This window comes from Enterobacter pseudoroggenkampii (assembly GCF_026420145.1).
Lineage (GTDB): Bacteria > Pseudomonadota > Gammaproteobacteria > Enterobacterales > Enterobacteriaceae > Enterobacter > Enterobacter pseudoroggenkampii.
Genome location: NZ_JAPMLV010000001.1, coordinates 802,020 through 816,888, shown reverse-complemented (window position 1 = coordinate 816,888; position 14,869 = coordinate 802,020). Strand labels below are relative to the sequence as shown.

Annotated in this window: 17 protein-coding genes and 1 riboswitch; of the genes, 7 read left to right on the top strand and 10 right to left on the bottom strand. The window is 60.8% G+C overall.

The window, feature by feature from the left end:
* The first annotated feature begins 5 nt into the window (after positions 1-5).
* The gene (gene wrbA, locus OTG14_RS03915) at positions 6-602 is read left to right on the top strand and encodes an NAD(P)H:quinone oxidoreductase (protein ID WP_024909629.1); all 597 of its coding nucleotides are present in this window, start codon (positions 6-8) and stop codon (positions 600-602) included.
* 20 nt (positions 603-622) lie between these two features.
* Positions 623-850 (top strand): YccJ family protein, encoded by a 228-nt coding sequence (locus OTG14_RS03910; protein ID WP_008499832.1) that lies wholly within the window; start codon positions 623-625, stop codon positions 848-850.
* Positions 851-885: 35 nt separating this feature from the next.
* Here OTG14_RS03910 and agp read toward each other — a convergent pair whose 3' ends face one another.
* A complete protein-coding gene (gene agp / locus OTG14_RS03905; RefSeq protein ID WP_208763744.1) occupies positions 886-2,127 on the bottom strand; it encodes a bifunctional glucose-1-phosphatase/inositol phosphatase in 1,242 nt (413 codons plus the stop codon).
* A gap of 152 nt (positions 2,128-2,279) precedes the next feature.
* Between agp and OTG14_RS03900 the strand changes: the two genes are divergently transcribed.
* Positions 2,280-2,723 (top strand): winged helix-turn-helix transcriptional regulator, encoded by a 444-nt coding sequence (locus OTG14_RS03900; RefSeq protein WP_047650821.1) that lies wholly within the window; start codon positions 2,280-2,282, stop codon positions 2,721-2,723.
* Positions 2,724-2,848: 125 nt separating this feature from the next.
* On the top strand, positions 2,849-3,643 hold the full coding sequence (locus OTG14_RS03895) for an SDR family NAD(P)-dependent oxidoreductase (RefSeq protein ID WP_208763743.1): 795 nt from the start codon (positions 2,849-2,851) through the stop codon (positions 3,641-3,643).
* 1 nt (position 3,644) lies between these two features.
* Here the strand turns inward: OTG14_RS03895 and OTG14_RS03890 are convergent, their stop codons facing one another.
* The gene (locus OTG14_RS03890) at positions 3,645-4,004 is read right to left on the bottom strand and encodes a winged helix-turn-helix transcriptional regulator (RefSeq protein WP_024909625.1); all 360 of its coding nucleotides are present in this window, start codon (positions 4,002-4,004) and stop codon (positions 3,645-3,647) included.
* A gap of 100 nt (positions 4,005-4,104) precedes the next feature.
* On the opposite strand from OTG14_RS03890, the gene OTG14_RS03885 reads away from it, so the two are divergent.
* Positions 4,105-4,854: an SDR family oxidoreductase gene (locus OTG14_RS03885; protein ID WP_024909624.1), complete on the top strand. Its 750-nt coding sequence runs from the start codon at positions 4,105-4,107 to the stop codon at positions 4,852-4,854.
* Between the two features lies 1 nt (position 4,855).
* Here the strand turns inward: OTG14_RS03885 and OTG14_RS03880 are convergent, their stop codons facing one another.
* Complete coding sequence (locus OTG14_RS03880) at positions 4,856-5,359, bottom strand: DedA family protein (RefSeq protein ID WP_208763741.1); 504 nt, start codon at positions 5,357-5,359, stop codon at positions 4,856-4,858.
* A 160-nt stretch (positions 5,360-5,519) separates the two neighbouring features.
* Positions 5,520-5,689: riboswitch (M-box (ykoK) riboswitch) on the top strand.
* Positions 5,690-5,749: 60 nt separating this feature from the next.
* Between OTG14_RS03880 and OTG14_RS03875 the strand changes: the two genes are divergently transcribed.
* Positions 5,750-6,751, top strand: coding sequence for a magnesium transporter (locus tag OTG14_RS03875; protein ID WP_024909622.1), 1,002 nt, complete (start codon positions 5,750-5,752; stop codon positions 6,749-6,751).
* Positions 6,752-6,795: 44 nt separating this feature from the next.
* Here the strand turns inward: OTG14_RS03875 and hpxK are convergent, their stop codons facing one another.
* The 7 genes from hpxK to hpxU all read right to left on the bottom strand — a co-directional run bounded on the left by hpxK (position 6,796) and on the right by hpxU (position 13,143).
* Entirely contained in the window at positions 6,796-8,034 is a 1,239-nt protein-coding gene (hpxK, locus tag OTG14_RS03870) for an allantoate amidohydrolase (RefSeq protein ID WP_208763740.1), read from the bottom strand.
* Positions 8,031-9,272: a pyridoxal-phosphate-dependent aminotransferase family protein gene (locus tag OTG14_RS03865; RefSeq protein WP_208763739.1), complete on the bottom strand. Its 1,242-nt coding sequence runs from the start codon at positions 9,270-9,272 to the stop codon at positions 8,031-8,033. Before OTG14_RS03865 ends, hpxK begins: the two co-directional genes overlap by 4 nt.
* Positions 9,273-9,285: 13 nt before the next feature.
* Positions 9,286-10,023, bottom strand: a complete 738-nt coding sequence (locus OTG14_RS03860; RefSeq protein WP_023327069.1) for an amino acid ABC transporter ATP-binding protein — start codon at positions 10,021-10,023, stop codon at positions 9,286-9,288.
* Entirely contained in the window at positions 10,004-10,660 is a 657-nt protein-coding gene (locus tag OTG14_RS03855; RefSeq protein ID WP_072034229.1) for an amino acid ABC transporter permease, read from the bottom strand. The genes OTG14_RS03860 and OTG14_RS03855 overlap by 20 nt, the downstream gene beginning before the upstream one ends.
* Positions 10,660-11,325 carry an amino acid ABC transporter permease gene (locus OTG14_RS03850; RefSeq protein ID WP_208763738.1) on the bottom strand — a complete coding sequence of 222 codons (666 nt, stop codon included), beginning with the start codon at positions 11,323-11,325 and terminating at the stop codon, positions 10,660-10,662. The genes OTG14_RS03855 and OTG14_RS03850 overlap by 1 nt, the downstream gene beginning before the upstream one ends.
* 4 nt (positions 11,326-11,329) lie before the next feature.
* The gene (locus OTG14_RS03845) at positions 11,330-12,112 is read right to left on the bottom strand and encodes a transporter substrate-binding domain-containing protein (protein ID WP_157188906.1); all 783 of its coding nucleotides are present in this window, start codon (positions 12,110-12,112) and stop codon (positions 11,330-11,332) included.
* Positions 12,113-12,303: 191 nt separating this feature from the next.
* Complete coding sequence (gene hpxU, locus OTG14_RS03840; RefSeq protein WP_023311063.1) at positions 12,304-13,143, bottom strand: MurR/RpiR family transcriptional regulator HpxU; 840 nt, start codon at positions 13,141-13,143, stop codon at positions 12,304-12,306.
* A gap of 142 nt (positions 13,144-13,285) precedes the next feature.
* Between hpxU and hpxW the strand changes: the two genes are divergently transcribed.
* On the top strand, positions 13,286-14,869 hold the full coding sequence (gene hpxW, locus OTG14_RS03835; RefSeq protein ID WP_267214609.1) for an oxamate amidohydrolase: 1,584 nt from the start codon (positions 13,286-13,288) through the stop codon (positions 14,867-14,869).

The window sequence follows — 14,869 nt, the reverse complement described above, 5'->3', positions numbered from 1 at the left end:
GCAAAATGGCAAAAGTTCTGGTGCTCTATTATTCCATGTATGGACACATTGAAACCATGGCTCACGCGGTAGCAGAAGGTGCAAACAGGGTTGATGGCGTTGAGGTTGTGGTCAAACGCGTACCGGAAACCATGCAGGCGGAAGCCTTCCTGAAAGCCGGGGGTAAAACACAAAACGCCCCGGTCGCCACCCCGCAGGAGCTGGCGGATTATGATGCCATTATCTTCGGCACCCCGACCCGCTTCGGCAATATGTCGGGCCAGATGCGCACCTTCCTCGATCAAACCGGCGGACTTTGGGCATCCGGGGCGCTTTACGGCAAACTCGCGAGCGTATTCAGCTCTACCGGGACCGGCGGCGGCCAGGAGCAGACGATTACCTCAACCTGGACTACCCTTGCTCATCACGGGATGGTGATTGTGCCGATTGGCTACGGCGCACAGGAGCTGTTTGACGTTTCCCAGGTGCGCGGCGGTACGCCGTACGGCGCAACCACCATTGCCGGTGGGGATGGCTCACGTCAGCCAAGCAATGAAGAACTGTCTATTGCCCGCTATCAGGGTGAATATGTCGCGGGTCTGGCCAAAAAACTGAACGGCTAACACCCAACAGGAGGACAAGCATGCCAACTCAAGAATCCAAAGCTCACCACGTGGGCGAATGGGCAAGTTTACGCAACACCTCTCCGGAGATTGCCGAAGCTATCTTTGAAGTCGCGAAGTACGATGAAAAGCTGGCCGAGCAAATTTGGGAGGAAGGTAACGATGAGGTGCTGGTGCGCGCCTTCGAAAAAACGGACAAAGACTCGCTCTTCTGGGGCGAGCAAACCATCGAACGTAAAAACGTCTAAGCGTTTCCCCCCGCCATCACGCGGGGGGTTCTCTTTTATTTCGCCGCGTTATTCATCACCGCATTGAATTTGTCGACAGGACAGAAGCCGTTCGCATCTACCGGGCAGCCCTTCAGCTCCAGCGTCACGCGCTGTGCCGGAGACTGCAGCGACAGCACGCTGGCGTTACGCAGCTGCTCTGAGCTCTGGTAGACATACTCAATTTTCATCAGCTCCTGGTTGGCATTTTTGTCGTGCCAGCGCTGGAAGACAATTTTGCCGCCAATCGGGGTGCGCTCCTGCTGGTCGTGCAGCTGATACGGTTTGAAATCCAGGGCGGTGAGCAGGGAAGCAATGTTCGAGTCATGCCCCACCAGCAGGGTGATTTTCGGCGCTTTCGCCTGGTCGGTGACCAGGGTTTTATCGATATATTTCACCAGCGGCTTCGCCACGTTTTGCGCCACCTCGGTGGAGGTAAACAGCGAATCCTGATAGCCGTTCTTCAGCTTCGACAGCACGCGCCACTGCTGGTCGGTTTTGATTTCACCCCAGGCGACCTGGTCGGCCGGGAAGCCTTCGTAATACTGCAGCGTGAACGCATCCACCAGCGAGTTACCCACCTTCAGCGGCCCGGATACGCCAGGCTCTTTTTCATAGTCGGCGCTGAAGGTATCTTTCGCATCCGCCAGCGAGCAGACTTTTTTCTCTTTGCACGACGGCGAGTCGGCGTAGTTCGTCATCTGCTCCAGCAGCTTGTAGCTGTCTGCGAGCTGCATTTTCTGCCGCTCGGCCTCCATCGCCTCCAGCGCTTTTTCGCGGAATTCAGGTGAGTTATCGGTAATCACCGGATTGAAGGTCGGATCCATGGTGCCCATTTTTTCCTGATGGTGCACAGGAACGTCGCAGCCCGGGAACGCGCCGGTGATAAAGAACTGCGCTGTGGCGACGGTACGCTGCAGGCTGTTGGCATAAGCGTAAACGCTATCCGCCGCTGGACATTCTCCCGTCTTCACCATCCCCTGCTGCGCCAGCCACTCGCGCATGTAATGGCCCATATACACTTCCAGCACGCCCCCTTTGGTGGTGAGCTGACCGCCCGGGACCTCCCACTCCGGCCACTGCTTCGGCGTGGACTGCTCCAGCACGCTGCCGTTGTTGGCGAGCGGCGCGCGCAGGTTATGGCGGCTCATGATTAAAACTTGCTCCAGCTGATACCCTTCCGGCGTCTCTTGCGCCTGCACGCCAAACGTTGCTGAAATGGAACCGGCGACTGCCAGCGCGAGTAGTGCTTTTCTCATCCCTAATTCCTCACTCGTTTTAAAATATCGCGCTCAGTGTGACAGATTCGTCACAATTTTCCGGGAAGCATTTCTCAAACTGATGATTAACGTGCTTACGGTGTGTACGGATTAGTTTTATAATAAAACCATACCCCACTGGAGAATTCGCTGTGAAACGTACCCGCCTTGAAGAGAGCACCTGCCCCGTCGCCCGTTCGCTGGATATCATCGGCGACTGGTGGTCGCTGCTGATTGTTCGCGACGCGCTGCGCGGGATTAAACGCTTCGGCGAGTTCCAGAAAAGCCTCGGTATCGCGAAAAACATGCTGACCACGCGGCTGAAGCTGCTGGTTGATGAAGGCATCCTCCGGCTTCAACCCGCATCCGACGGCAGCGCCTGGCAGGAATACGTCCTGACCGAAAAGGGGCGTGCCCTGCAAACCGTGCTGGTTGCCCTGTCCCAGTGGGGGAATGAATTTTTGTTCGCGGAAAACGAATGCGGCACCGTGCTGGTCGATGCCGAACAGCGCAAACCCCTGCGCAAACTGGCGCTTATCGCCGACGATGGGCGCGAACTGACGCCTGAAGAGATCGTGGCTAAACTCCCCTCCTGACCGTTCCCGACGGCAAAAGCACAAAATGATCGCCAATATGGTTGCATTATAAAACCAAATAGCAGAGAGTTAATTCAGTTTCATCTTGAAACCAAATAACCCACTTTGCTTTGAGGTAACACACGATGACTACGCAAATCACCACCGCCCTGATCACGGGTGCCTCCTCCGGGATTGGCGCCGTTTATGCCGATCGTCTTGCCGCGCGCGGTGCCAACCTGGTGCTGGTCGCTCGCCGCGAAGATCGCCTGAAAACCCTCGCCGCCGACCTGCGCGCACGCTATGGCGTGGCCGTCGATATTCTGGTGGCCGATCTTACCGATGAAGCCGGGATCCGCGCCGTGGAAGAAGAACTGCGCAGCAATGCCGCCATTGATACGCTCATCAACAACGCGGGCACCGCGCAAATGGCACCGTTCCTCGCGGGCGAGATAGCGCAGCATCAGGCCATTAACACCCTGAACACCACGGCGCTGATGCGTCTGACCTACGCCATCCTGCCCCGTCTGGCGCAGAACAATCGCGGCACGCTGATCAATATCGCCTCCGTGCTGGCCCTGCACGTCCGGGCGGGCAGCGCCCTCTACAGCGCCACCAAGGCGTGGGTACTGAGCTTTACCCGTGGGTTACAGGAAGAATTTGCCGACAGCAGCGTGCGCATTCAGGCCGTGCTGCCCGCCGCCACGGCGACGGAAATCTGGAGCCATTCAGGCGTCACGGTGGACGATCTGCCGGAAGGTTCGGTAATGACCACCGACGATATGGTGGATGCGTCGCTGGCGGGTCTGGATCAGGGTGAACCGATCACCATCCCGCCGATGCATGATGCAGGCCTGTGGGAGCGCTACGAAGCGGCGCGCCTTGAGCTGTTTAGCAGCGCACGCACCGGCATTCCGGCACCGCGCTACGTAAAACAGTAGCCTAACGCTGAAGCTGGTCGCCGTACTCGCTCATCCAGGCGGCCAGCGGCGAGAGTGCGTCCTGCAAGGTTAACCCCAGCCCGGTGATCTGATACTCCACGCGCGGCGGGATCTCCGGGTAGACCGTCCGCGTCACCAGCCCGCGCTGTTCAAACAGGCGCAGCTGCTTCGTCAGCTCTTTCTGGGTGATGGGTGCAGCCGCCCGCAGCAGGTCGCCAAAGCGTACGGGCGTATTAAAGACAATCAGGCGATAGAGAATGGGGATCGCCCATTTACCGGAAATCAGGTTCACAAACTGCGTCATCGGGCAGGTATACGCCTCAGATTTTTTTTCACAGCACTCCTCCAGCATTTCTGCCATAGCACACCTCTTGCCTCTTTAGTATCCATTTGGTACCTGGTTTCCTTTCGATACTAACGTTTCTATAGTGCTTTCTCCAGAGACATTTCAGGAGAAGAACATGGGTCGTTTAACCGATAAGTATACGTTGATTACCGGCGGCACCAGCGGCATCGGTCTTGCCACCGCGCAGGCGTTTATCGCCGAAGGGGCGCGCGTCGCCGTGACCGGACGCAACCCGGACACCCTCGCCGAAGCAGAGCGCATTCTGGGCGATAAGGCCTGGGTGATCCCAACCGATGCGGGCGATATCGCGTCGCAGAAAGCGCTGGCGGAAACCCTCGCCGCCCGCTGGCCGCGCCTCGACGCGGTGTTTCTCAACGCCGGCGACGTAACGCACGCGCCGCTGGAAGCCTGGCAGGAGGATGCGTGGGATCGCCTGATGAACATCAACCTGAAGGGACCGTTCTTTTTAATTCAGGCGCTGCTGCCGCTGCTGAATAACCCGTCGTCGGTGATCCTCTGCGGCTCCGTGAGCGCGCGCATCGGCCTGCCCACCAGCAGCGTGTATGCCGCGAGCAAGGCCGCCCTGCTGTCGCTGGCGCGCACGCTGTCGGCGGAGCTGCTGCCGCGCGGGATCCGCGTTAACGGTCTGAGCCCAGGTCCGGTGGAAACCCCGGCCTTTACCAAAACGGGCTTAAGCGAAGAAGCGCTTAACGCGATGATGGCGGAGATCATCAAGCTGGTGCCGCTCGGCAGAATGGGCTCAACGACGGAGCTGGCAAAAGCCGCGCTCTATCTGGCCTCCGACGAGTCGAGCTACACGGTAGGAACGGAGCTGCTGGTGGACGGCGGCATGGGGAGTTTGTAACTCAAAAGGCGCTGATGCCGGTGACGATGCCGACATACAGCGCCGCCCATACGCAGGCGGAAAGCAGGCTGACGGCGTAGACCTTTGCTGCATTCAGCCTGAGCATCCCCGCCGCCAGCGGGACGATGTAACGCAACACCGCCAGAAATCGCGACGTAAAGAGCACGATGACACCGTTCTTTTGCAGCTGATGCTGTACCCGCAAGAACTTGTCGGCATGCTTTGAGGTAAAACGCGTGACCAGCCGGGTGTGCCCCATCATCTGGCCGATATGGTAGTTCAGCACCGAACCCGCCGTTGCCCCCATCACCACGGCCAGCCACGCCAGCGCAGGATGCATGCTCGCCTGGCTGACGGTCATGCCCGCCAGCAGCATCACCGAGGCGGGCGGCAGCACGGAGGAGATCAGCACCGTCGACTTGCTCAGCGCCATCATAAATAACAGCGCGAACAGATGTGCCGGATACAGCGCAAAATGATTCAGCAGATTATCAAACCACGCCATTTGCTTCTCCTCCGTTGATTATATAATCCTCCATTAGAAATGAATGACCTTAAATAAACCATCAACGCTTTATTAAATAAGATTCTCCTAAACCGTTCTTAAACATTATTTAATTTCCCGAGCGGCAATATCAAATAAGCGTATTATTTCCCTCGTTTTTCAACGATCTCGTTATGGCGAGGCTCCTGTACAAATACACGTTATCGCTCTGGTAGGTTCGAGAGAATCGACACAGGGTAAAACAGGCACTGTCGAATCAAGGCTTTGTCAGTATAACTTCCCTCACGGGATACGGTGTACAGTGCTGAACCCAGGACGTGGGGATCTCCTCTTCGACATGCCCTGTCTTGCTCGCCCCTGAGAGATTTTATTATTCAAAGGGAATTCACTATGTCTTACGCTATTCACAACCAAAACCTGGCATTCAATGACAGCGCGATCGCGCAATATATGAATACCGATTTTATTGTCCTCGATATTGCATTATGCGTGGCGCTGGCGCGCGAGCAATTCTTCGAAAAATTAAAAGACGACGATATTCCGTCTCATATTTTTATTGAAGACAATGGCCGCCTGGCGGGCATGATTGCCGTGCGTAAATTGCTGCAGACCGCCGACACGGTACAGCCGGTGAAATCGCTGATGATTTCGCAGTTTTTGCAGGTCAAACCGGAGGATGAACGTGCCGACGTAGCCGGACTGCTGGCGCACGGCGGCGCGGACGTGGTGCCCGTGGTCACCCACGGCAAGCTCGTCGGCTGTCTGACCGAGCGCGAAATCGCCCATCTGCTGGAAGATGACGTCACCGAGGATGCTCAGCTTCAGGGGGCGACGCTGCCGCTGGAGAAGCCCTATCTGGACACCAGCCCGTATAGCCTGTGGAAAAAACGCTCCGTCTGGCTGCTGCTGCTGTTTGTCGCGGAGGCCTACACCAGCTCGGTGATCCAGCATTTTGAAGAGGCGCTGGAGTCCGCCATCGCGCTGGCGTTTTTTATTCCGCTGCTGATCGGCACGGGCGGCAACAGCGGGACGCAGATCACCTCCACCCTGGTGCGCGCCATGGCGCTGGGGGAAGTCCGTCTGCGCGACGTTGGCCGCGTGCTGCGTAAAGAGATGACCACCTCGCTGATGATTGCCGCCACGCTCGGTATTGCCGGGTGCATTCGCGCCTGGATGATGGGGATTGGGCTGGAAATCACGCTTATCGTCAGCCTGACGCTGGTGTGCATTACGCTGTGGAGTGCGATTGTGTCGTCCGTCATTCCGATGGTGCTTAAGCGCTGCGGCATTGACCCGGCGGTCGTCTCCGCGCCGTTTATCGCGACGCTGATCGACGGTACCGGGCTGATTATCTACTTTAAGATCGCGCAATATACGCTGGGGCTGGAGTAACGCGGACTTTGCCGGGTGGCGCTACCGCTTACCCGGCCTACAAATTAACGCGCACCGCCGTCAGCCAGCGTTCTCACCGCCCGCCCAAATGCCTCAATCGCCAGGGCGACATCCTCAGCCATCACCGATTCGGCCGGATGGTGGCTGACCCCGCCCCTGCAGCGCACAAACAGCATCCCCACCGGCCAGCGTTCCGCCAGGGCGATGGTGTCATGGCCGGCGCCGCTGGGCAGGGATAACGAGCGCCCCTGCACCGTTTCAACGGCCTGCCCCAGCAGATCCTGCAAACGCGCATCGCACGGCGTGGCGGCGATACGGTAAAACTCCTCGGCGCTGAAGCTCAACCCGCGACGCGCGGCAATCGCCTGCGCCTGCGCCAGCAGTTCAGCGAGCAGCGCGTCAAGCGGGGCATCCTGCGGGCCGCGAATATCCAGCGAGAGCGCAACCTCGCCCGGGATCACGTTGACCGCGCCGGGCAGGCAGCGCAGCTCACCGACCGTCGCCACCCGGTTGCCGCCCTGCTGTCGGGTGATGTTTTCGATCAGCACCATCCATTCGGCGGCGGCGGCCAGGGCATCCTTACGGTGACTCATCGGCACGGTACCCGCGTGTCCGGCCTCGCCGGTGAAGCGGCAGCTGAGGCGGCGCGCGCCGTTAATGGCTTCCACCACGCCCAGCGCCAGCCCTTCCTGCTCCAGACACGGCCCCTGTTCGATGTGCAGTTCCAGACAGGCGCTGAAATCGGCCTGATGACGTGCCGCGAGCGCCACGCGGGCAGGATCGAGCCCCGCCTGCACCATCGCCTGCGCCACGCTGATGCCCTGAGCATCGCACGTCTCCAGCCAGCCCTGCGGCCAGGTGCCCGTCAGCCCCCGGCTGCCTAGCAGAGTGATCCCAAAACGGGTTCCCTCTTCGTCACCAAAGCCGACAATCTCTATGGCCTGTGCCAGATGCACACCCTGCTGGTGCAGGCTATCCACCACTTCGATGGCGGTGAGCACCCCGAGCATGCCGTCGTAGCGCCCGGCGTTGCGTACGGTGTCCAGATGCGAGCCAAGCAGTACCGCCTGGGCCCCCTCCTGCGCGCCTTCGTAGCGTCCACAGATATTGCCCACGCTGTCCTGCCAGACGGTCATGCCCGCCTGGCGCATCCACTCCCCGACCAGCTGGTTGGCCTGCAGATGCTGCGTGGAGAGATACACCCGTGTCAGCGCATCCGGGGTTTCGCTGATGGCGGCCAGCGCGTCGGCGCGCGCCATCACCCGTTCTGCCGCCGGGCTCATTGCGGCGTCTCGCGGCGATAGTGGTCCCACGCGGCCTGCATGGCGGCCCCCTGCGTGGTGGTAAATTTGAGGTAGTTCAGCACCGACTCCAGCGCGCTCAGGGTGGTCATCACGCAGTCCTTGCGCGCGTTATAACCCATGGTGCCAATGCGCCACACTTTGCCGTGCAGCGGGCCAAACGAGGTGCCGATTTCAATCCCGAAATCCTCCAGCATCAGCTTACGCACCTGGTCGCCGTTGACGCCCTGCGGTATCACCACGCCCAGCACGTTGTTCATCTTGTGCGTCAGGTCGCCGAAGGTCTCCAGCCCCATCGCCTGAATCCCCTTCAGCAGCGCATCGCCGTGCAGCTTATGACGCGCGATGCCGTTATCCAGTCCTTCCTGCAGGATCAGCCGCGCGCATTCGCGGGCGCCAAACAGCGCGGTAGTTGCTTCGGTGTGGTGGTTCAGCCGCTCCGGCCCCCAGTAGTCCATCACCATGCCGAGATCGAAGTAGTTGGAGTAGATCATCTCCTCATCGCCGTCGCGGTGGGCGTCGGTGCGAATGCCCTCTTCCACGCACTTGCGGTGGCGGATCGCCTCTTCCATCCGCGCGCTCAGGGTGATCGGCGACGTGCCCGACGGGCCGCCGAGGCATTTCTGCATCCCGGCCGAGACGGCGTCCAGCCCCCAGGCGTCGGTCTCCAGCGCGTTACCGCCGAGCGACGCGGTGGCGTCGGTGTAAAACAGCACGTCGTAGCGGCGGCAGATCGCGCCCAGCTCCGCGAGCGGCTGCAGCATGGTGGTGGAGGTGTCGCCCTGCACGGTCAGCAGCAGGCGCGGACGAATATGTTTTATCGCATCCTCGACCTGGTCCGGGGTAAACACCTCGCCCCACGGCACCTCGATGGTATGCACCTCCGCGCGGCAGCGGCGGGCAATTTCGCACAGCAGGTGGCCAAAGCGGCCAAAGACCGGCACCAGCACCTTATCTCCCGGTCGAATGGCGGAAACCAGAATGGCTTCAATTCCCGCGCGGGAGGTGCCGTCCACCAGCATCGTCCAGCGGTTTTCGGTGCGGAATACGCCGCGATAGAGCGCCATCACCTCGTTCATGTAGTGGGTCATGGCCGGATCGTACTGGCCGATCAGCTGGCTCGACATGGCGCGCAGCACGCGCGGGTCGGCGTTGATCGGGCCCGGGCCCATCAGCAGGCGCTGCGGCGGGTTGATTTGCGGAAAGCGTGCGATATCCATTGTTCAGTCCTTATCAGTTGAGGCCGCGCACGGAGGAGATGAACTGCTTCAGTTCCGTGGTCTGCGGGTTGGCGAACAGCGTTTTGCTGTCGCCCTGCTCCCAGACTTTCCCCTGGTGCATAAACACCACGCGGTCGCCCACTTCGCGGGCAAAATTCATTTCATGGGTAACCAGTATGAGCGTCATCCCCTCGGCCGCCAGTTGCTCCAGCACTTTGAGCACTTCGCCCACCAGCTCCGGATCCAGCGCGGAGGTGATCTCGTCGCAGAGTAATACTTTCGGCGACATCGCCAGCGCGCGGGCTATCGCCACGCGCTGCTGCTGGCCGCCGGAGAGGCTCGACGGGTAGTAATCCAGACGATCGCCAAGGCCAACCTTCTCCAGCATCTGCTGCGCCAGCGCCCGGCATTCGGCGGCGCTTTTTTTCAGCACCCGACGCGGGGCGAGCATCACGTTCTCCAGCGCCGTCATGTGCGGGAACAGGTTGAAGCTCTGGAACACCATCCCGACCGAGCGGCTGATTTCACGCGCCTGGGAATCCCGGTCGGTAATGGTCATGCCGCCCAGCTTGATGCTGCCGTCCTGATACCCTTCCAGCCCGTTGATGCAGCGCAGCAGCGTGCTTTTACCCGATCCGCTGCGCCCGATAATGGAGATCACCTGGCCCATGTCGATATCCAGATCGACGCCCTTGAGCACGTGGTTATCGCCGTAGTACTTCTGCACCTGATTAATGGTGATGAGAGGCATTGAATTTCGTCTCCAGATAGCGGCTGTAGCGCGACAGCGGATAACACAGAATAAAGTAGCCGAGCGCCACCAGCGCAAAGACCTTAAACGGCTGATAGGTTACGTTGGTCAGCATGGTCCCGGCCTTGGTCAGCTCGATAAAGCCGATAATCGACGCCAGCGCGGTGCCCTTGATCACCTGCACGGCAAAGCCGACCGTCGGCGCAATGCCGATGCGCAGCGCCTGCGGGGCGACCACGCGAAACAGGGTCTGGCCGAAGGTCAGCCCCAGACAGCGCGAGGCTTCCCACTGCCCTTTCGGCAGGGCGCGAATGCTGCCGTTCCAGATATCGAGCAGAAACGCGCTGGTGTAGAACGTCAGCGCCAGCGAGGCGGCGGTCCACGGCGAGACGTCGATGCCGAACAGCGCCACGCCAAAGAAGGCCAGGAACAGCTGCATCAGCAGCGGCGTGCCCTGAAACAGCTCGATATAGCCGCGGATGATGCGCTTCACCGTGCGCCCGCCCGTCAGGCGCAGCAGCAGGAGCGGCAGCGTCACCGCCGCCCCGCCGACGAAGGCCACCAGCGACAGCAGTACCGTCCAGCGCCCGGCCAGCAGCAGATTGCGAATAATGTCCCAGTCGGTAAAGGTGGTCATCATGCCTGCACCCCCAGCCATTTCCGTCCCGCCGCCATCATCAGCTGGCGCAGGGTAATCGACAGCGCTAAGTAAATCCCGGTGGTCACCAGATAAACCTCAAAGCTTAAAAACGTTCTGGACTGGATCAGGTTGGCGGCGAAGGTCAGCTCTTCACAGGAGACCTGCGATACCACCGACGAGCCGAGCATCACGATGATGCACTGGCTCACCAGCGCCGGGTAAATGCGCTGCAGCGCGGGCGGCAGCACCACGCGAATAAAGGTCTGCAGGCGGGTCAGCCCCAGCACGCGACCGGCCTCCCATTGCCCTTTCGGCGTGACCTGAATGCCCGCGCGGATAATCTCGGTGCTGTAGGCGCCCAGGTTCACCACCATGGCCAGCAGCGCCGCTTCCCCCGCCGTCATCTTCAGCCCCAGATTCGGCAGGCCGAAGACGATGAAAAACAGCTGCACCACAAACGGCGTGTTGCGGATGATTTCCACGTACGCGCCCCAGATGCGGCTGAACCAGGTGGTGCGTCCGCTGCGGATTGCCGCCCCGACAATCCCCGTCGCCAGCCCGCCGACGGTGGCCATCACCGTCAGCTGAACGGTGACCCACAGCCCCGCCAGCAGTTCCGGCCAGTGCGGCCAGAGGGCTGAAAAATCAAGTTGCTCAGTCATCGGCTCAGGCGCCAAGGTTTGCCGGCAGCGGAGCCTTCAGCCATTGCTCAGACAGGCCGTTCAGCGTGCCGTCCTTGATGCCCTGCTCGATCAGCGCATCCACTTTTGCCTTCAGGGCCGGTTCGTTCTTCTTCAGGCCAATAAAGCACGGCGAATCTTTCAGCATAAAGCTCGGCACCGGGGCTTTCGCCGCGTTCTGGCGCGAAATGGCCGCCACCACGAGGTTGCCGGTTGCCACGTACTGCACCTGGCCGGACAGATATGCCGACAGCGTAGTGTTGTTGTCTTCGTAGCGCTTCACCTCCGCGTCTTTCGGCGCCAGGCCGGTCAGCACCATGTCCTCCACCGCCCCGCGCGTCACGCCGATGGTTTTTCCGCTCAGCGCGGCGGCGTCCTTCAGCTCGGCCCCTTTCGGGCCAAACACGCCGAGGAAGAACGGCGCGTAGGCGCGGCTGAAGTCGATTACCTTCTCGCGCTCCGGGTTTTTACCGAGGCTGGAAATGACCAGGTCCACCTTGTCGGTTTGCAGGTACGGCACGCGGTTGGCGCTGGTCACCGGCACCAGCTGCAGCTTGAGCTTCATCTGGCTGGCCAGATAGCGCGCCATGTCGATGTCATAGCCCTGCGGCTGCAGATCGGTCCCCACCGAGCCAAACGGCGGGAAGTCCTGCGGCACGGCAATGCGAATGGTGCCGCGCTTCTCGATATCCTGAAGCTGGTCAGCCTTTGCCGGCAGCTGTGTGAAGAGGCATGCGGCCCCGGCCAGTGCAATCAACAATTTTTTCATGGTGCTTCCCCGTAACGTTAACATGAAACAAAAGATTCTTTGAATGTGATTTTGCAACTAATGTGCCAGATAAGGCGAAGCGGGGAATATTGTTGAGAAGCCTGATAAAACGCGGGCGGGTCGAAAAAACGTGCGTTTCTTCGCCCCGTCGCCTGCACCATTTCAATGCAAAGCACCAGCCTGATGCCCCATTATCGCTGTTCGAGTTCGTCCAGCTGCTGGTAGAGGGAGGCAATTTCGTGAATGCGCGGACGGCCTTTATCGAGAATTTCATGCAGGAAGGCGTTCGCCAGCAGGTTGATCAGACTGTTGACCGAGGAATAGCTGTCATAGGCCGAGACGCTGTCCAGCGGGGCGCAGAGCTGCCAGCTCGCCAGCGGGAACAGGCTGTGCGCCTGCGGCTCGCACATCAGCAGCACCGGAATACCGCTACTCTGAAGCTGCTGCATCAGCGGGCGGATAATGCGCGGGCGGCGGCGGAAGGCCATCATCACCACCAGATCGTCCGGCGTTAAATCCACCAGCTCCTCGCCCAGGCTCTGCCCCGGCTGCGGCAGGACCAGCACCTGACCGCGCGCCTGCAGCAGCTGCTGGCGCAGGTGCAGCGCCGCCGGATAGGCGTTACGCATGCCGATAATGACGATGCGCCGCGCCTTAACCATGCAGGCCATGGCGTCGGCAAACTGCTGCGCGTCGAGGGCATTGACCCACTGGGTCAGGTTCGCCATCTCCTGCTTATAGTGACGCGCCAGCAGCGTATTGCCCTGCACCGCATCGCGGTTATCGGTGAGCGGCATCCCGCTCTGGCGCAGGGTGCGCAGCTCGTCGCGCATATCCTTATATTTCTCATAGCCCAGACGCTTAAACAGACGGCTCACCGTGGCTTTCGACACCCCGCTCAGCTGCGCCAGCTCGGCGCTGTTGTAGCTAATGAGATCGTCAAAATGGTCGAAAATAAAGTCCGCCACCCGCTGCTCCTGCGGCGACAGCGACGGGTACTGTGCTTTCAGACGTTCATCCAGTTGTTCCATAGCGCCTCTGTAACTTTTGTTTCATCACATTTTGCCTTTCATTCTACCTTTCATTATACGTGCCAGTTTACTGAAACTTTTCTTTCAGAACTGGAACAGCTTTTGCAGCACCTTGTGACCTTCAGGGTTACGAGGACTCCTCATGCAAAGTAATGTCTCCACACACGGTATGGCGGTTGCGCCCCACCACCTCGCCAGCCAGAGCGCGCTGGCCGTGCTGCGCGAAGGCGGCAGCGCGATAGAGGCGATGGTCGCGGCGGCGGCCACCATCGCCGTGGTTTACCCGCACATGAACGGGCTGGGCGGCGATGGCTTCTGGCTTATCGTGCCGCCGGAAGGCGAACCTGTCGCCATTGATGCCAGCGGTGCGGCGGGATCGCGCGCGACGCTGGTCGCCTACGATGGGCTGGCGCATATTCCCCATCGCGGCCCCCGTGCGGCGCTAACCGTCGCTGGCACGGTGAGCGGCTGGGACGAGGCGCTGAAGGTCTCGCGCGAGATGACCGACAGGGCGCTGCCGCTGGCTCGCCTGCTGGCCGACGCCATTGACTATGCGCAGAACGGTACGCCGGTCACGGCCTCTCAGGCCCACGCCACGGCCAGTAAATTCGACGAGCTGAAGGACGTTCCCGGCTTCGCGGAAACCTGGCTGGTGGACGGCAAGCCGCCGCAGGTCGGGAGCCGTTTTTATCAGCCCGCCATGGCCACGACCCTGACGCGCCTGGCGGAAGACGGTCTGGACAGCTTTTATCGTGGCCCGCTGGCGGAAGTCCTGGCGCACGGCATGGAGACGCTGGATCTCCCCGTGACGCTGGCCGATCTCAACGCTCACGCCGCCCGACGCACCGCGCCGCTGAAGCTGCAGCATCAGCAGGGGGAGATCTTTAACCACGCCCCGCCGACGCAGGGGCTGGTCTCGCTGGCGATACTCGGCATTACCGACCGCCTGAACATGGCGGAAGCCGACGACGCCGAAACCCTTCACCGTATCGTTGAAGCCACCAAGCTGGCCTTTGGCCTGAGGGATGCCCACATCACCGACCCGCGCGCGCTGAAAACCGATATTCAGGGTCTGCTGGCTCCCGCCGCCCTGCAGGCGCTTGCCGACAGGGTTGACGACGGCCGCGCCGCGCCGTGGGGAGCCGGCAAAGGCCCCGGCGATACGGTGTGGATGGGGGTAATGGATAAAAGCGGGCTCGCCGTGTCGTTTATCCAGAGTATCTATCACGAGTTCGGCAGCGGCGTGGTGCTGCCCGATACCGGCATCGTCTGGCAGAACCGGGGCGCATCGTTCAGCCTCGATCCCGCCCATCTTCTGGCCCTCGCGCCGGGCAAACAGCCTTTCCACACCCTGAACCCGGCGGCGGCGCGTCTGAAGGACGGTCGCGTGATGGTGTACGGATCGATGGGCGGCGACGGGCAGCCGCAAACCCAGGCTGCGCTCTTTACCCGCTACGTTGTTCAGGGCGTCCCCCTGCAGGAGAGCATCACCCGCCCGCGCTGGCTGCTGGGGCGCACCTGGGGACAAACCTCGGACACCCTAAAGCTTGAAGGGCGTTTTTCACCCGAGACGGTCGCGCGCCTGCAGGCACTCGGTCACGAGGTGGAGCTTTTCCCTGACTTTAGTGAAGCCATGGGCCACGCGGGCGCGATTGTCCACCACCCCAACGGGCTGTTCGAAGGGGCATTTGACCCGCGCAGCAACGGCACAGCCGCCGGATTCTGA

Coding starts and splice junctions, on each gene's coding strand:
- wrbA (WP_024909629.1), top strand. CDS start 6: ATGGCAAAAGTTCTGGTGCTCTATTATTCCATGTATGGACACATTGAA.
- OTG14_RS03910 (WP_008499832.1), top strand. CDS start 623: ATGCCAACTCAAGAATCCAAAGCTCACCACGTGGGCGAATGGGCAAGT.
- agp (WP_208763744.1), bottom strand. CDS start 2,127: ATGAGAAAAGCACTACTCGCGCTGGCAGTCGCCGGTTCCATTTCAGCA.
- OTG14_RS03895 (WP_208763743.1), top strand. CDS start 2,849: ATGACTACGCAAATCACCACCGCCCTGATCACGGGTGCCTCCTCCGGG.
- OTG14_RS03890 (WP_024909625.1), bottom strand. CDS start 4,004: ATGGCAGAAATGCTGGAGGAGTGCTGTGAAAAAAAATCTGAGGCGTAT.
- OTG14_RS03885 (WP_024909624.1), top strand. CDS start 4,105: ATGGGTCGTTTAACCGATAAGTATACGTTGATTACCGGCGGCACCAGC.
- OTG14_RS03880 (WP_208763741.1), bottom strand. CDS start 5,359: ATGGCGTGGTTTGATAATCTGCTGAATCATTTTGCGCTGTATCCGGCA.
- OTG14_RS03875 (WP_024909622.1), top strand. CDS start 5,750: ATGTCTTACGCTATTCACAACCAAAACCTGGCATTCAATGACAGCGCG.
- hpxK (WP_208763740.1), bottom strand. CDS start 8,034: ATGAGCCCGGCGGCAGAACGGGTGATGGCGCGCGCCGACGCGCTGGCC.
- OTG14_RS03865 (WP_208763739.1), bottom strand. CDS start 9,272: ATGGATATCGCACGCTTTCCGCAAATCAACCCGCCGCAGCGCCTGCTG.
- OTG14_RS03860 (WP_023327069.1), bottom strand. CDS start 10,023: ATGCCTCTCATCACCATTAATCAGGTGCAGAAGTACTACGGCGATAAC.
- OTG14_RS03855 (WP_072034229.1), bottom strand. CDS start 10,660: ATGACCACCTTTACCGACTGGGACATTATTCGCAATCTGCTGCTGGCC.
- OTG14_RS03850 (WP_208763738.1), bottom strand. CDS start 11,325: ATGACTGAGCAACTTGATTTTTCAGCCCTCTGGCCGCACTGGCCGGAA.
- OTG14_RS03845 (WP_157188906.1), bottom strand. CDS start 12,112: ATGAAAAAATTGTTGATTGCACTGGCCGGGGCCGCATGCCTCTTCACA.
- hpxU (WP_023311063.1), bottom strand. CDS start 13,143: ATGGAACAACTGGATGAACGTCTGAAAGCACAGTACCCGTCGCTGTCG.
- hpxW (WP_267214609.1), top strand. CDS start 13,286: ATGCAAAGTAATGTCTCCACACACGGTATGGCGGTTGCGCCCCACCAC.